The 15,433-nt window shown below is 61.8% G+C and carries 18 protein-coding genes; all 18 read right to left on the reverse strand.

What is annotated here, in order from left to right:
- Positions 1-225: 225 nt before the first annotated feature.
- Positions 226-1,605 (reverse strand): tetratricopeptide repeat protein, encoded by a 1,380-nt coding sequence (locus NUW13_03645; GenBank protein MCR4438119.1) that lies wholly within the window; start codon positions 1,603-1,605, stop codon positions 226-228.
- 10 nt (positions 1,606-1,615) lie between these two features.
- Entirely contained in the window at positions 1,616-3,352 is a 1,737-nt protein-coding gene (locus tag NUW13_03650; protein ID MCR4438120.1) for a tetratricopeptide repeat protein, read from the reverse strand.
- Between the two features lie 120 nt (positions 3,353-3,472).
- A complete protein-coding gene (locus tag NUW13_03655; protein ID MCR4438121.1) occupies positions 3,473-4,618 on the reverse strand; it encodes a tetratricopeptide repeat protein in 1,146 nt (381 codons plus the stop codon).
- A complete protein-coding gene (gene csrA / locus NUW13_03660) occupies positions 4,590-4,856 on the reverse strand; it encodes a carbon storage regulator CsrA (GenBank protein ID MCR4438122.1) in 267 nt (88 codons plus the stop codon). The genes NUW13_03655 and csrA overlap by 29 nt, the downstream gene beginning before the upstream one ends.
- Positions 4,828-5,301 carry a flagellar assembly protein FliW gene (locus NUW13_03665; GenBank protein MCR4438123.1) on the reverse strand — a complete coding sequence of 158 codons (474 nt, stop codon included), beginning with the start codon at positions 5,299-5,301 and terminating at the stop codon, positions 4,828-4,830. Before NUW13_03665 ends, csrA begins: the two co-directional genes overlap by 29 nt.
- 46 nt (positions 5,302-5,347) lie before the next feature.
- Entirely contained in the window at positions 5,348-6,463 is a 1,116-nt protein-coding gene (gene flgL / locus NUW13_03670; protein ID MCR4438124.1) for a flagellar hook-associated protein FlgL, read from the reverse strand.
- Positions 6,464-6,476: 13 nt separating this feature from the next.
- Complete coding sequence (gene flgK / locus NUW13_03675; protein MCR4438125.1) at positions 6,477-7,856, reverse strand: flagellar hook-associated protein FlgK; 1,380 nt, start codon at positions 7,854-7,856, stop codon at positions 6,477-6,479.
- 9 nt (positions 7,857-7,865) lie between these two features.
- On the reverse strand, positions 7,866-8,405 hold the full coding sequence (locus NUW13_03680; GenBank protein MCR4438126.1) for a flagellar protein FlgN: 540 nt from the start codon (positions 8,403-8,405) through the stop codon (positions 7,866-7,868).
- Positions 8,392-9,171, reverse strand: a complete 780-nt coding sequence (locus NUW13_03685; GenBank protein ID MCR4438127.1) for a transglycosylase SLT domain-containing protein — start codon at positions 9,169-9,171, stop codon at positions 8,392-8,394. Before NUW13_03685 ends, NUW13_03680 begins: the two co-directional genes overlap by 14 nt.
- A gap of 18 nt (positions 9,172-9,189) precedes the next feature.
- Positions 9,190-10,341 carry a flagellar basal body P-ring protein FlgI gene (locus tag NUW13_03690; protein ID MCR4438128.1) on the reverse strand — a complete coding sequence of 384 codons (1,152 nt, stop codon included), beginning with the start codon at positions 10,339-10,341 and terminating at the stop codon, positions 9,190-9,192.
- Positions 10,342-10,411: 70 nt separating this feature from the next.
- Positions 10,412-10,996, reverse strand: a complete 585-nt coding sequence (locus NUW13_03695) for a flagellar basal body L-ring protein FlgH (protein ID MCR4438129.1) — start codon at positions 10,994-10,996, stop codon at positions 10,412-10,414.
- Positions 10,997-11,011: 15 nt separating this feature from the next.
- The gene (gene flgA, locus NUW13_03700) at positions 11,012-11,650 is read right to left on the reverse strand and encodes a flagellar basal body P-ring formation chaperone FlgA (protein MCR4438130.1); all 639 of its coding nucleotides are present in this window, start codon (positions 11,648-11,650) and stop codon (positions 11,012-11,014) included.
- Between the two features lie 91 nt (positions 11,651-11,741).
- A complete protein-coding gene (flgG, locus tag NUW13_03705) occupies positions 11,742-12,530 on the reverse strand; it encodes a flagellar basal-body rod protein FlgG (GenBank protein MCR4438131.1) in 789 nt (262 codons plus the stop codon).
- A gap of 27 nt (positions 12,531-12,557) precedes the next feature.
- Positions 12,558-13,259: a flagellar hook-basal body protein gene (locus NUW13_03710; protein ID MCR4438132.1), complete on the reverse strand. Its 702-nt coding sequence runs from the start codon at positions 13,257-13,259 to the stop codon at positions 12,558-12,560.
- Between the two features lie 13 nt (positions 13,260-13,272).
- Positions 13,273-13,557 (reverse strand): hypothetical protein, encoded by a 285-nt coding sequence (locus NUW13_03715; protein MCR4438133.1) that lies wholly within the window; start codon positions 13,555-13,557, stop codon positions 13,273-13,275.
- Between the two features lie 11 nt (positions 13,558-13,568).
- On the reverse strand, positions 13,569-14,339 hold the full coding sequence (locus NUW13_03720) for a FliA/WhiG family RNA polymerase sigma factor (GenBank protein ID MCR4438134.1): 771 nt from the start codon (positions 14,337-14,339) through the stop codon (positions 13,569-13,571).
- A 21-nt stretch (positions 14,340-14,360) separates the two neighbouring features.
- Positions 14,361-14,612 carry a hypothetical protein gene (locus NUW13_03725; GenBank protein MCR4438135.1) on the reverse strand — a complete coding sequence of 84 codons (252 nt, stop codon included), beginning with the start codon at positions 14,610-14,612 and terminating at the stop codon, positions 14,361-14,363.
- On the reverse strand, positions 14,600-15,433 hold the full coding sequence (locus NUW13_03730) for an AAA family ATPase (GenBank protein ID MCR4438136.1): 834 nt from the start codon (positions 15,431-15,433) through the stop codon (positions 14,600-14,602). Before NUW13_03730 ends, NUW13_03725 begins: the two co-directional genes overlap by 13 nt.

The following is a 15,433-nucleotide window of genomic DNA, read 5'->3' on the forward strand; positions in this document are numbered from 1 at the left end:
CTTGTGATGAAATCAGCATCCTTGCTTCGAGGGGAGCCTCTCATCTCCTCCCCCCAACCGCCCGCCAATGACCCCCATCCCTTTCCGCACTTCACCTCCTTTCTTGCCGTTCTCTTGCCCACACACTTGTCCCTTCCCATCAGCATAATCGGCCGGAATGCCCAAAACTTGAATAGCTTGTGCTGGGCGCGGAAGCGGCAGGCTCTGCCGCCTGTAGATGCCCCGTCAGACCTTCGAAAGCGACAAGGGTATGGCAGCCCTCTTCCCTCGCAAACGTTGCAAGAGCGCGAGATTGCGGCGTGCCTCCTCGTAGTGAGGGTTCAGGCGCAGAGCGTGCTCGTAAGCATCTATGGCCTTGTCGAGGTCGCCTAACTTTGCGTAACACCCAGCCATGTTGTTGAGCAACTGCGGCGTGGGTTCCCCAAGATGCAAGCGTTGCTGAAAGAAGCTTAAGGCCAGGTCGAACTGCCCCAAACCGACCGCCGCATTGCCCATCTGCATGAGGATATCAGGGTGCGGGCAAACCTCATCAGGCCAGATATGGCGGTTGGCTTCGTACAGCGCTAAGGCGCGCTCGAAATGCTCGCGCGCTTGAGGGAAGGCCTCTATGTGGAGGAGACACTCGCCAAGAAGGGCATGTGCCAGAAACTCATAGTCCATGGTATCAAGGCAGAGCCGATGAAAGGTCGGTGATCTGCGCAGCGAAGCTAAGGCCTCAAGGAAGTGAATGTAGGCGCGCGCTGCCTTGGCCCATTGGCCCATCTTGCTCTGCACGACGCCCATGGTGAACAGGGCATCGATGTAGGCCGGCTCCACCTTGAGGGCTTTCTTGCAAAAGGCCTCCGCGCTCCGCAAGTCGCCCAGCTCCAAGGATGAGCACGCGACGTCGTAGCAAATCATGAGGAAAAGGTGCTCTTTGCCCTCAAAAGAGAGGTCTTCCAGGACTTCTCTGCCGGTACAGGCGGCAAGTTCAAAGTGCCGGCGGATGCGATACATGCGGATCAAGTTGTACCAGGCAAACACATCCTGCGGGTTTTTTTCCAGCTGGACGCGCAGCAAGCGCGTGGTACGCTCGTATTTGGCAGTCAGCTTCTCTGGAGCAAGGGCGTAACCGTAGTGGTAGACCCGGACCTGCGTCACCAGGGCCGCTCCCTCGTAGATGAGCTGGTTGTGGACAACCCCCTCGTAGCGACCTTTGCCTCGTCGGAACACCCGTGGGGAGTACAGCTGCACCCTTCCTTGCGGCATGTAGTTGAGAACCGACAGATGCACGGCGTGGTAGTCATCTCCGCGCAGTGCTTTGCGCAGCAACGGAGCGTCGCCGCGCTCCAACTCCTCGTCGGCATCCAGCACCAGGACCCAGTCACTCTGCACGAATTGCAGAGCGTGGTTGCGCGCCTCGCTGAAACTGTTGTTCCAGGGATGAGAGTGGACCTTTGCGCCGAACTCGGCAGCGATCTGCGGGGTGGCATCAGTGGAACCGGTGTCCAGCACCACGATTTCGTCGACAATCCCTTGCACGCTCCGCAAGCAGCGTGGGAGCGCCTCTGCTTCGTCTTTGACAATCATGCAGAGGCAAAGGGTTGGTTCGGTATCGGATCGCATAGCATCGCACCTAAGCCTTTACTGGCGCTGATAGTCTGTTCAGGACGGCCAGGTTACGTCTTGCCAACGCATAGTTTGGATCAAGCTCTAAGGCTGCCTGGTAGCCCAGGCGTGCCGCCTCTGGATGCCCCAACTGCGCATAGCAGGAGGCGATGTTCCCCAGGACGCGCGCCTCAGGCCGGGCAAGGACGAGGGCTCTTTCGTAGAAGAAGATGGCCTGGCTGTAGAGGCCAAGGCGCACGCAGGCGTCGCCGACTTCCCGGTTTGCCTGGGCATCGGCGATGTCCAGCGCGCTGAGCGCCTCGACCATGGCGCGGGCCTCGTCCGGCCGTCCGCGCCGCTGATAGGCCCGCAGCAAACCTATCAGCACCCCCACGTGCGAGGGCGCAAGCGCGTGAGCCTTGTTGAGCACCTCGGCGGCCTCCTCGTACTGGCCGGCCGACATCAGCGCATGCGCGTATCCGTTCAGAACATCCACATTGGAAGGAGCCAACTCGGCAGACCGCGCAAAGCAGCGGACCGACTCAACAAAGTTTCCCATGTCTCGCCACACCTCGCCGAGCTGGAAGTGGATGAAGGCATCTTCGTATCCGCTGGCGACGGCGCTCTCCAGTGTCTGCCGTGCACCTTCCAAGTCTTTGTTCAGAATCCTGCAGCGTGCCAACCCCCTGAAACAGAGCGCATCGGGCTTTTCTCGCAGCAGATCCTTGTACCAGGCCTCCGCTTGGTGCAGTTTCCCCATGGCAATGTAACACTGCCCGATGTGGTAGCGGGCGCGATTCTCAAACCCCCACGAATCCACAATCACGGTGGTGAACCCGTAGCGCGGCTCTCGCTCGCATCTGGCCAGGGTGTCGAGGTAGCGTTGGTACTCACGGACAGCTTCCGCATGCCGCTGCTGGCGCGCGTAGATTGTGCCGAGGGTGAAGCGCAGGTCCAGATTTTTCGGATCCTCCTCGAGACCTTGCCGGCAGTATGCTTCAGCCTCGCCGAGACGGTCGACCATCATGAGACAGTACGCCAGGTCGAACAAGAGCATGAAATAAGTAGATGTCCTCGCGCCTGGCAGGCAGAGCCCAAGGCCCTCCTGGCACACCTGGATTGCCTGTTGGAAGCGGCCCTGGTTGCGATATATTCTGCCGAGGTTGAAGCGTGGAAAAGGGTCATCCGGCTCCTCGGCCATCTGCTTGAGGAGCAGGCGTTCACTGCGCGCCTGCTTGGCGGCCATTTCCTCCGGGCTCAGGTTGTAGCCGTGGTGATAGATGCGAATCTCGGCCTGGCCGGTGGCTCCACTCACGACGAGTTGATTGTGGACAATGCCCTGGTAGTGGCCCAGATGCGTGCGGAACAGTCTGCGGTAGTACAGGCGCGAGATGCTGCCGTCAGGCATGTAGTTGAGAATGGGGACAAACAGGCTGTTCACCTGGCGGGACTTGACCACCTCGCGAAGGAGCGGGATATCGGCACGCTCCAACTCTTCGTCACCATCTAACTGCAGCACCCACTCGCTGGTCACGAACTGGAGCGCAAAGTTGCGTGCTTCGCTGAAGCTGTCCTGCCAGGGGTGGTGGTAGACCTTGGCCCCCATTTCCTCAGCTATCTGCACCGTCCTGTCGGTGGAACCGGTGTCGACGATCACGATTTCATCGACCGCCCCCTGCACACTGGCCAGACACTTGCGGATGAATCGTTCCTCGTTCTTCACAATTGTGCACAAGGCAACTGTGCCGCGTCGCCCCATAGTCATTCCACCTCTCCAGTTCCATGGTCGTCCGGCTTGTCCAGAGAAAGGCATTGATAAGCTCCCGCGGAGCGTTGCCCGCCCAGTCGGCGGTGATAGCCATGCCGCTGCATAGCGCCGGCAAAGTCACACTGCGTCTGCGGGCGGAACGCGGCGGTCGGGCGAGTTGCTCGGTTCGCTCGCGAGGCGTTGCTCATGGGGGCATGCGCCCTGTACCGCCTCTTGCCGCCGCCGGCCGGTCTCGTAAGCCTGTGAGAGCAGCGCCTGCGCCCGCTCCTGTTCGCCTTTGCGCGCATAGCAGTCGGCCAGCAGACTGAGGACACGAGCCCTTTCGACCCTGGGTACGTCTATCCCCAATTCGGCGCTGCGATCGGCAACGCTCAGCCAATGCTCCAGAGCATTGATGGCCTGCTCTGCCTTGCCCATGCGCACGTAAAGCCGGCCCAGGCCCTCAATGGCCTCCAAGGATTCTGGGTCCAATTGGGCCGCCTTTGCAAAGAAAGGCTCGGCCTGGCGGAAAAGACCTAGTTCGACGCAGCAGGTCGCCAAGTGGAGAAAGAACTGCGCATCGTCCGGTTGCTCAGTCACCAGGCGATAAAACTGGGCCAAGGCTTTCTCGTACTCACCGACTTGCTCGTAAGTGAAAGCGAGGGCAGCGCGGAGCTCTGTGCAGTCCGGATGCGCCTCCACGCCGAGTTGCAAGACCTCGATGGCCTTGTCCGGGAGTCCCTTCCGCAGATACACTTGCGCTAACCCGCCGGCCGCCTCCATGGAGTCAGGCTTCAGGCGCAGCGTCTCGGCGTAGAAGGCCTCAGCATCTGCCAAGTTGCCGAGCTCCCCCGTGCACTGCCCCATGCGCAGGAAGCTTTCCCAGTCTCTCGGGTTGGCCAATACCACCTGCTTGAAAAAGGGCAAGGCCTCGCGAAAGCGGCGCTGACGTTGGTACAGCAACGCTAAGTTGTAGTGGGCTTCCAGCAGGTCAAAATCCAAGGCGAGCGCCTTCTTGAAATGCTCCTCTGCCTCGCGCCACATCATGCGCGAGTAGTAGACCTGCCCCAGTTGGCAGTAGCCCGGCGCATAGGCCGGATCGATTGCCACCGCTTTTTGCAAATAGGGCAGGGCCGCCTCGTATTCCCCTTCTCCCATGAGCCGGCTGGCCGTCGCGCAGACTTCGGCGAAATCGGCCCCAGCGGCAGGCGATTCCGAGTCGCAGCTCACATTCGACCCTTGGGGCACCGGTGGCTTAACGCCCTTCTTCCGGCCACGGCTCATCGCCAAGCCTCCTCCTGACCAAATCGATTGCCCCTTCCAGGTGCACGCCGGCTGCGCTCTGCGCGGCCAAGCGGTTCTGCTCGACTATGCGCTCGTACACCTCTTCCCTGTGTACCACCACACCCTTGGGCGCCTCTACGCCGATTTTCACCTGCCGCCCGTTGATGGCCAGCAGCTTGACGCGAATGTCGTCCCCGATGGTGATGCTCTCACCGATCTTGCGTGTCAATATGAGCATAGTCGTGCCTTCCTTGGCTTATGGGCTGCTCTTTGAGCACCGGATGGCGGAGGGAGTAGTAGCTGCCCTCCAGGATGTACTGCTTGGCCAAGCGCGCTTTGGGATTGACCACCACCGGCGCCTTCAAGTTTGCGGTCACCTCCTGGGGCGTCGCCCCGATGGTGATGATAGCGTAGAACTCAGCGTCCTCCTGCCTGTCCAGGCGCAGCGCCTCGAGCACTTTCCGGGACAACCTGGGGTGATAGTCCGGGCAGAAGAAGTGCGGGCGAATGACCGGAAACGAGAGGTTAGCGTCCTCCACCGACTGCAGCCACTGAAACGGCAGGAATCGCTCCACAGTGAGGATGACGAAGCGCGTGTAGCGTTCAAACCCCGGCAGGCCCTCGGGGATAGTCAGAATGAGCTCCTCGTCGAACTCTGTCTGCCCGAGAAAGGCGGTAGTCATTGTGCCTCCCTTCTTCATCCTCCCGCACCGTTCAACCGTGCACAAGCTAATCCAGATAGTTCAACAGGCTCATCTGGCTGATGCTTGCCGTGACGCCCAGCGCTGCCTGGTAGGAGACCCTTTGCTCCTGCAACCTCACCACTGCTTCGGCAACGTCCGTGTCGGCCACCTGCGACAGAAGACGCTGCAACAGGATCGCTTCGTTGCTGAGGCGGTCGTGCATCATCGAAAGGTGGTCGTACTGCAACCCGACCCAGGCTTGCGCGGCCAGCACTTGGTCCAAAGTCAGGTCCAGCCCTTCCAGTCCCTGCCGCATGGCGTCGTGGTCATTGCGCACCAGCGCATTCTTGAGCTGCAGGATGACCGCGAACACGTCGACATCGCCCGCATATGCCTCGGGGCCACGAACGTTGACGGTAACTATCGCCCCATCGCCGATCTGTCGCTTCACCTCGCCGGTGATTCCCGCTGGATTGGTGACAAGGTGCAAGGGACTGGCCAGGCGGTAGGAGACATAGTAAGTGGCACCTTCGCTCATGGCGCCGCCGGCAAGCGCCGTGATTGTCCCTCTGTCGTAGTCGACTTCATAGTCGACCCCTTCCACAAAGGTGGTACCGCCGCCATCGGTGACCACTATGCTGCCGGCGGAGAGCTCCGTGTGCGCGAGCTCCACGGCACTGCCGAGCTGGGCAACGAACGCCTCGTCATTCACCAAGTTGGTGAGGGCATAAGGGGGAGTGGCGTTCTGCGTGCCGCCGAACACATACTTGCCCTGTTCTTGGCGGTTTGCCACCTGCACGAGCTGTTGCAGGTAGTCGGCGGCCCACTTGGCCATGTCTCGTCGCTCGTCGGCGGTCAACGTATCGTTCTGTGCCTGCACCACCTTGCTGCGCAACTGGGCAAGAATCTCCACCGAATCGGCCAGCGCAGCCTCGGTCGCCGTCAGCCAATGCTGCCCGTCCTCAATGTTCTCAAGAAAGCGACTGTTGTCGGCAATGAGCTCCCGGAGGCGGAGCACCCGCGCCGTTCCCTCAGGGTCGTCAGAGGGTCGATTGATGCGCTTGCCGGTAGCAATCTGCTCCTGATGGAGGTCCACCCGCCGTAGCGAGTTCTGCAGCTTGACAAGGAGATTGTCCACAAGCATCTTGTTGGTGACGCGCATACGGCCTCCACGCTCAAATCATCTGAAGTACCGTCTGCATCAACTCGTCCACCACGTTGACCACCCGGGCCGAAGCTTGGTAGGCGCGCTGAAAGGCAATCAGGTTCGCCATCTCCTCGTCCAACGAAACGCCGGAAACTGACTCCCTCTTCATCTCGAGCTGCTGGATGTACCCGTTGAGGTTCTCCACGCTGTTGTCTGCGGCTTGGATGTCCAACCCTAAGGCGGTGATGGTGCTGCGGAAGAAGCCGCCGATCGACTCTGTCCCATTGTTGATGGTGGGCACGTCCTTGAGGCGGCTTATCTGCAAGGCGATGTCGCCATTGCCCGGAGTGCCATCCAGGGAGGCGGCGATGGCGTTGACGCTATTGGCCACCGCCGGATGTAGAGCAATGTCTCCGGCCCCCGTCGTTTCCGGACTGAAGAAGGGGATGCCTGTAGAGCCGTCGGGCGTGTAGCCGCTCTGGTGCAGACGGTTGACTTCGGAAGCGACTGCCGCGGCCAACGTGTCCAGGCGAGTGCGATACTGGGGGATGACGGTGGTGATCATCTCGAGCATGCCGCCGACACGTCCGCCGCGTACGAGCACCTCTCTGCCGTTCACCCCCCAGCGCAGACTGTGCACGACCACGCCTTGCACCGTGGTGGTTGTCACCTCGATGTTGCGCACTTTGTCACCCCCCACCAAGGTTTCGCCGCCCACCGTCACATTGACCATGCCGGAAGGCATCTCGAGGACTTGCACATCTACCAGCTTGCTCAGTTCATTGAGGAGCAAGTCGCGGCGGTCGCGGAAGTCATTGGCCTGGAGTCCGCTGGCTTCTGCCTGGGCAATCTGCACATTGAGCGAGGCGATCTGCCGCCCCAAGTCATTGACCTGGCTGATGAGCAGCCCCGCCTGCTCGTCCAGGTTCTGCTGCACGGTGCCCAGACCGCGGTACACCCCGTTGAAGGCGGCCACAAGTCGCTGCCCCCAGTGCCGCACCTCTTGACGCGCAGCTGCCTCCGCGGGGTGATTCGCCAACGTCTGCCAGCTGTCCCAAAATCCTTGCAACGTTGCCGAGAGCCCAGTGTCGGAAGGCTCGTTCAAGAGCGCCTCCAGCTCCCCAAGGGCGCTGGCCTGCTCTTGCCACCTGCCCAGCTCCTGGTACTCCGCGCGCAACTGCCAGTCCCACAGACCCTCACGCAGCCGCTCAATCTGGGCAATGTCCACTCCGGTGCCCAGCATGCCAGTGGGGGTACGCAGAGGTGGCGAGGGAGTCATCGTCACTCTCTGCCGCGAATACCCCTCGGTGTTGGCGTTCGCAATGTTGTGGCTCGTGACCTGCAGGGCATGGCTCTGGGCCTGCAAGCCCCTTCGCGCTATGTTCAACAGATCGCTAATCCTGACCATGTAGCCTGCCTAAGTCTGAATGGTGAAAAACTGCCGGTTCGCCGGTTGTTCCCTGCCCTTGTCGTCGTAGACTCCGTTCTGTCCGTTGAGGAGTCGGATGCTCTTGGTGACCGTGTGCAACGCCCGATTGAGCAGCTGCTTGTTGCGCAGGTTGGTCTCCTGCACGCGTTTGGCGAGGGAAATGAGCAGGTCGCGCAAGTCGCGCAGCCGCTCCCCGTACTGCTTCTCCACCAAGGGTATGATTTGCGAGAGAGTGGGCTGCTCAGTGTCCAGGCGCAGGTGAGCGGACACCTCTGCGGCCTTGTGCGCGCGGTCCTGTTCCAGGCGCCGCGATGCCTGCACCAGCTCTTGCACGCGTGCCGTGCTGTCCAGCACCGGCTCAGCCTCTTCTTGCAAGACCGCCTGATGCTGGCGGTTAAGAGTGTCCAACAAGTCTTGGAACAACGCCACTTCCCTATCAATGATGGCCACCAGGTCTGCGAGCGCCCTTTCCAATTCCTCGTGGTGGGCGACAGGGCTCGGGTTGTTCACCGCCTCAAGCGCCATCATCTGCCACCTCGGGCCCAGATGAAGTGCCATCTGTCAACAGCCTGCGGTACCTCTCCGCAGTAGCTAAAACGCGCTGGACGAACTTTTGCGTCTCCGCGTAGGGCGGCAGGCCGTTGTATTTGTCAACAGCGCCTGGACCGGCGTTGTACGCAGCCAGCGCCAGTTCGACATCGCCGGCAAAGCGGTCGAGCATCTGCCGCAGGTAGCGCACTCCCGCCGAGATGTTCTCCTTGGGATCGAAGACGTTCCTGACGCGCAGCTGGCGCGCCGTCTGGTCGGTGAGCTGCATCAGCCCCTTGGCGTTCTTGGCCGACACCGCGTGCGGATTGCCGGCGGACTCGTGGCGAATCACTGCGTAGACGAGATGCTGGGGTACGTCGTAGCGCTGGCACGCGTCGCGAATGTAAGCATCGTAACGCGTGAGACGTGGTGCCGCCCGCCCCCCGGACGACGATTCGGGAACAGGCGGCGGAACCTGTTGCCTGGCCTCTTGCACCAGGCTACGATAGAGGAGGTCTGCCAGGCCCACGCCCCCTGCCTGCGCCATCTTGCGCGCCACCTCGGTCTCAAACAAGCTCTGGTAGATGTCGCCACCCAGCCCTTCACCGAACAGGCCCTCCTCGCTGCTCGACTCCCTCATCGTCTTCAGCAGGTGCGCCAAGAAAAGCGACTCGAACTCCTGGCACGCTTGCCGGAGGCGTCTTTGTTCGGCCGCCGGGTCGGCAGGCTCTGTGCCAGAGCGTTGTCGGATCTGCTCGATGCTCACGGTTGTCTCGTCAAAGCGTTACATGATGACCAGGTCGGCACGCAGAGCGCCGGCCTGCTTCAGGGCCTGAAAGATAGAAATCATGTCCCGCGGCGTCACCTTCAACGCGTTGAGGGCTTGGGCCAAATCGCTCACCGTGGCGTTGCCCTCCATGACCATGACGCTCCCTTTGCCGTTCTCATTGACGGTGGTCATGGTCTGCGGAACCACTACGGTCCGCCCCTCCGAGAAGGCGGCAGGTTGCGAGATGACTGGGATGGCACGCACCTGGATGGTCAGGTTGCCGTGGGAGACCGCCGCTTCAGCAAGGCGCACGTCCTTTCCCACCACGACGGTCCCTGTGCGCTCGTTGATGACCACCCGCGCCACCTGGTCAGGATTGACCTCTAACCCTTCGATGGTGGCCAACAGGCGCACCATGCCGGCATCGTCTTGAAACTCGCCTGGTACGGCAACGGTGATGGAGCTGGCGCTCAACGCCTTGCTCACCTTCTGCCCCAAGGCGCTGTCTATGGCTGCCGCCACGCGCATCGCCGAAGTGAAATCTGGCTCCTTCAGCGCCAACGTCAGGAGGCCACCTTGGGGCAGCGAGGTGGGTGCATCCCGTTCGACGAGCAACCCCAGCGGCACCCGACCGACCACCGAATAGTTCTTGCGGTATCGCTCCCCGCCAATGGTCTCCACGTTGAAACCGCCGATGGACACCGCCCCCTGGGCGACGCCATAGACCCTGCCTTGGTGATCCGTCAGCGGCGTCATCAGCAGGGTGCCGCCTTCCAGACTCCTGGCATCGCCCATGGACGAAACGGTCACATCGATGCGCGTGCCGGCCCGTGCGAAGGGCGGCAGAGAGGCGGTCACCATGACCGCGGCCGCGTTGCGCACCACCAACCGCTCCTGCGGCACCTCAATGTTGAAGCGCAGGAGCATGTTGCGCACTGACCTGACGGTCACCATGGAGTTGCGCCCATCTCCGGTGCCATCCAGGCCGACAACCAGGCCGTAGCCAACCAAGGGGGTTTCTCGCACCCCTTCCACGGTAGCCAGGTCCTTCACTCGTACGCCGGCCAAGGCCACCGTCTGAGGGGCCCCGCAGACGCTCAGCAACAGAACCCCGCTCACCCCCAGGAGCTGCGCACGGCTCCACGCCTTGATGTCACGGTCTCGCATACCACCCCGTACCTATTATCGGCAGCCGCCCCGCCAACTTGAGGTAACCTCAGGCGCGAGACGGGCCAGTTCAGAACAACCAATTGAGTAGGCGCGCTATGTAGCCGGGCTTTTGCCCAGAATGCACCGCGCCACTTCCTTTGTAGGCAATTTGCGCTTCTGCCACGTTGTACGAATACACGGTGTTTTGTGTGGAGATATCACTGGGGCGGACGACGCCTCTAATGGTGGTCAGTTCGCGCTCGCCGTTGACCACCACCTCCCGGCTCCCCTCGATCTCCAAATCACCGTTCTCTCGCACGTTGACGACGGTGGCGCTGATGCGCGCCTTGAGCACGCCCTGCCGCTCAGTCTGGCCTTTACCGGAAAAATCGTTGCCGGCTCCGCCACGAATCCCCAGGAGCGGCAGAAAACTCTTCTCCTTCATCCCGCCGCGCACGTCGACTTCGACGCCGGTATTCTTGTCGGTAGACGTGCTGGCCTTGCTGGAGGCAACCGCCTCCTCCACCACCAAGACGGTGATGATGTCACCGACGCGGTGGGCCTTGTGGTCTGCATAAAGGGAGTTGCCAAGACCCACCTGCGCCGATGAGGGAGTCGCTCGCAAGGCGAGGAGCGAGACACCCACAGTCATGGCAAACAGAAGTCTTCGCATAGCCTTTCTCCCATCTTATGGCCTGAGGAGGACCAGGCCTGGTTCTTTCACTTCGGCAGCGTAGCGCTTGCCATCCTCTGACCTGACGGCGATGCGCTCGCCCATTGCCCCGTCCTGCAGAGCGGTGACTTTCAAGCTCACGCTCAGGTTCTTGGTGGTCATCAGCAGGGTCACCACCTCGCCCCGCCTGACCACCGGCGGAAGCTCGATGTCCTCACGGCGCAGAACTTGGCCGGCAGATACGATGCGCCGGGTGCGCTTGCCCAGCACCTCGGCAAGGCTGCACACCGGGGTTCCTCTGATCTGGGTGAGCTCGCGCCGCTCAAGTCCCACTTCCGCCACGGAAAGCATCTCATTTCGGTCCAGACGCCGACGGGTCACCGCCACCTCGGTAAAAACCTGCACCGTGGCTAACACATGCCCCTGCCCGATGACCTCGCCATTCCTTTGCGCCGCAATGGAAAAGATGACCTTGCCACAAAGGTCGGCGTCGCCGTTGGCGGGCCACACGCGGAGGCTATCGGCTGCCTTCACTGCATTCTGCAGCGCAGTTGGAACAACCCCGCAGCTGACCTCAAGCTCTTCTGCCGGATTTTGCCGCGCTTTAATCACGTACTCAGCAATCGCTTGGCGAACGATTTGCTCGGCACCCACCTGACAGGGGCCCGCCTCCTGTCCCCAGATGGCGGCCCCTAGGAGGACCACAAGCCAGCAAGTGATGTGGCGGAATCGCCGGGACATGGCCTTACCGTTTCAGGTTGGTAACGATGCCCAGCATGTCGTCGGCGGTGCGGATCGCTTTGGAGTTGATTTCGTAGGCACGCTGCGCGACGATCATGCTCACCATCTCCTCAACCACTTCCACGTTGGAGGCCTCCAAATAGCCCTGCAGCACCTCGCCGAAGCCCTCGCTCTGTGGCGTGCCAAGGATCGGCTCCCCGGAGGCAACGGTCATCTCGTAGAGATTGTCGCCGATGCTCTTCAACCCGGCAGGATTGATGAAGCGGGCGAGCTCCAGCTGGCCAACCTCGTAAGGCTCGCTGCTCCCTGCTACCGTCACGGTGACTGTGCCGTCTCGGCCAATGTGCACGCTCTGCGTCTCCAGAGGGAGGCTGATCTCTGGCTGCACCACATAGCCGGCCGCCGTAGCGAGTTTCCCATCCGCCGAGACCTTGAACGACCCATCCCGCGTGTAGACGGTCACTCCATCCGGACGGTGAATCTGGAAAAAGCCATCCCCCTGGATGGCCAGGTCCAAGGCATTGCCGGTAGAGGTGAGGTCGCCCTGGGTGAAGATGCGGGGCGTGGCCACCGGTCGCGTACCACACCCCACCTGCAGCTGCACCGGCGTCTCCACCCCGGAAGTGGTCACCGCTCCGGCCGGCCGAATCGTCTCGTAGAGCAGGTCCTGAAACTCCACCTTGCTCCTCTTGTACCCGGTGGTGTTCACGTTGGCTAAGTTGTTCGCTATGGTGTCGATGTAGAGCTGCTGCGCATTCATTCCTGTAGCAGCGGCGTGCATCGCGCGGTTCATTGCCCAACTCCTTTCTTGCCTTTTCGGTTACTTGACCTGCGCCACTTCGTTGACGGCGCGGCCAAGGGTGTCATCCTGACTCTTCAGCGCCTTGGCGTCGGCCTCGAACAGACGGAAGGCATACATCATCGCCACCATCTCCCGCAGCGGGTCGACGTTGGACTGCTCCAGGTAGCCCTGATGCACCCGCGTCTCAGCCGGGGGTTCTGTGGGCGAGACGTCGACCGCCACGACGAACAGGCCCTGGCCGTGGCGCTCGATGACGCGGGCGTCGGCAAAATGCACGATGCGCAGGCGATCCACTTGCACCCCATCCTTCATCACCTCGCCCTGCTGGCCGATGGTGACCCCTTCGCCTGCCAGGATGCGCCCGCGCTCTCCCAAAACAAAAGAACCATCTTGGGTGACCAGGTAGCCCTCTGCATCAGGAGCGAACGCGCCATTCCTGGTGAGGAATGTGCCCCGCGCCGACTGCACCACGAAGAACCCAGGGCCTTCGAGGGCGAGGTCCCACGGGTTGTCGGTCTTTTTCAGGGCGCCCTGGCTGAGATCGAAGCCCTCTTTCTCCTGCAACTGGGCGCTGGCGTCCGCCTGCTCCAGCAGAGAGATGAATAGCTTCCCGCTCTTGAAGCCTGTGGTGCTCACGTTGGCCAAGTTGTTGGCGATGATGTCCTGCACCAACATCGTGGCGTTCATCCCTTCTGTGGAGTACTCGAATCCCTTGATCATATGCGCTCCTGCCTTATGCCGAAATGTCCAGGTTTTGTCCCAAGTGGCTCTTGCTCTCCTTGCCTGCCTCACCTTGCGAAGTGAGCGGCGCGGCGTCGTGCCGCTCGAAGGTGTCAACCTCCGCAGGGCTCGTCTGCTCCAGTTCCCGTTCTGGCTCCTTGCGATTCCCTTGTCGTTCCTGGAAAAGGGAGTCGAAGCGACGTTCCCGGTCTTGCTCGCGCACCCTGGGCATGACGCGGTAGTCGGTGTCGGCCGGCAGCGGCGCCAGGGGACGGGCATTGTCCAGAGAGTCGGCCATAGTTTGCTCCCCTATGTGCTCATCCGCTCATCCCTCCGCAGTTGGCTGCGGATGCTCAAGACAATCTGCGTGTGAAGCTGACAGACCCGCGACTCGGTGACCCCCAAAATCGCGGCAATCTCCTTGAAAGTCAGCTCCTCGTAGTAGTAGAGCACCATGATAAGCCGTTCACGCTCGGGCAGGGCGCGCAGCAGCGCCACTACTCTCTCTTGCAACCCCTGGCGGTCCACCTGCTCGTCGATGTGCGCCGCAGGATCGCTCAGCCGCACCTCCTCGTCCACCCATTCGGCTTCCTCTGTTTCCCAGAAGGGGTGATCCAAGGAGAGCAAGTGCGCCGCACTCACCTCCCCCAGCATGGTGCGATACCGCTCCAGGTCCACTCCAAGCTCTTTAGCGATCTCTTCCTCCGAGGGCGACCGCCCAAGCTTGGCGCACAGGTGGTCGATAGCCCGTTCGATGAGCGATGCTTTGTGGCGCAAGGAACGCGGCGCCCAGTCCATCTCGCGCAGGCTGTCCAGAATCGCCCCACGAATGCGTGGTATGGCATAGCTCTCCAACTTTGTGCCCACCGAGGGGTCGTACTGGTCGATGGCCTGGATGAGCCCCACGACCCCGGCCTGAAACAGCTCCTTGCGATCGACAAAGGAAGGCAGCGTGGCGAACATCCGGCCGATGACCCGCTTCACCAGCGGCAGATAACGGAGGATACACCGCTCGCGCTCGGAGAGCTGCTCTGCAGTCGCGTATCTGGCGACGATTTGGGAACCTCTGCCCTTCACCACCTTCGTCCCACTTCCCTAAGTTCAACGCCCGGGGCTCTTGTCAGTCGATTGGCTCGTTGGGATAGTCTGCCCCGCCGGCGGCGCTTCCTTGCGTGTGCCCACCAGGGAGAAGGCCACCCATATGCTCACCACGATGAACCCCACCACCAGCGCCACCCCACCGACCACGGCCGCCCGCATCATCATTGTCGAGAACGAGACGCCGCCGAACACGCACATGACGATGGTCAGGAACGCGAGCGACGCTGCCAGCGCGACAATCAGATGGCGCATTGGATATTTCCTCCGGCAGCCGAGAGCGGCGCGTGCACCAGCCTCCGCGCCACCTCGCGAATACATTCTGAGGCCGCAGCCACTGGATACTCAAGCAGCAGGGGGCGCTGCCGCTTGACCGCCTGCGGCACACTCCAATCGGCGATGACGTGGCCCGCATAGGCAATCTCGCGACCGAGGAAGTGCCGCACCACCAGCGCAAACCTCTCCCACACCTCATCTGCCTCCTGCCGCGATTCCACCATGTTCAACAGCAGCCGCCACGGCAGCTCGGGCCGCGCATGGTGCAGGACCTTCGCCAGCGCATAGGCGTCGTTGATGGCCGTGGGCTCAGGCGTCGTCACCACCAGCACCTCGTCGGTGCAGACCAGCACTTCGACGATTTCCATGGTCAGGCCTGCCGCCGTGTCGAGAATGACAAAGTCGTGGTGCCGGCGCAGCGGCCCGAGCTGCTCCATCAGCCAGCGTGCCGGGGACGGTTGCCCCGCGTACAGCTCGCTCAATCCCGTGCTCCCGGGAAGGACCACGAGGCCACCGTCGTAGTGAAAGAGCGCTCGCTCGAGGTTCTTCTCACCCAGCATGACCTCCTGCCAGCTATTGGGAGCTGTCACCCCCAGGAGGAGATCGATGTTGGCCAAACTGTGGTCGGCATCGACCAGCAAGACCTTCTTCCCCAATTGCACCAGGGCCAGGCTGAGATTGATGGCCACGTTTGTCTTGCCAACACCCCCTTTGCCGCTGCCCACTGCCATCAGCCTGCACACGGTCTCTTGGGAGTGGCGGACGATTTCGCGCACTGTCGCTAACTGTTCGCGCCGCAT

This window comes from candidate division KSB1 bacterium (genome assembly GCA_024655945.1).
In the GTDB taxonomy this organism is placed as follows: domain Bacteria; phylum Zhuqueibacterota; class Zhuqueibacteria; order JANLFK01; family Oleimicrobiaceae; genus Oleimicrobium.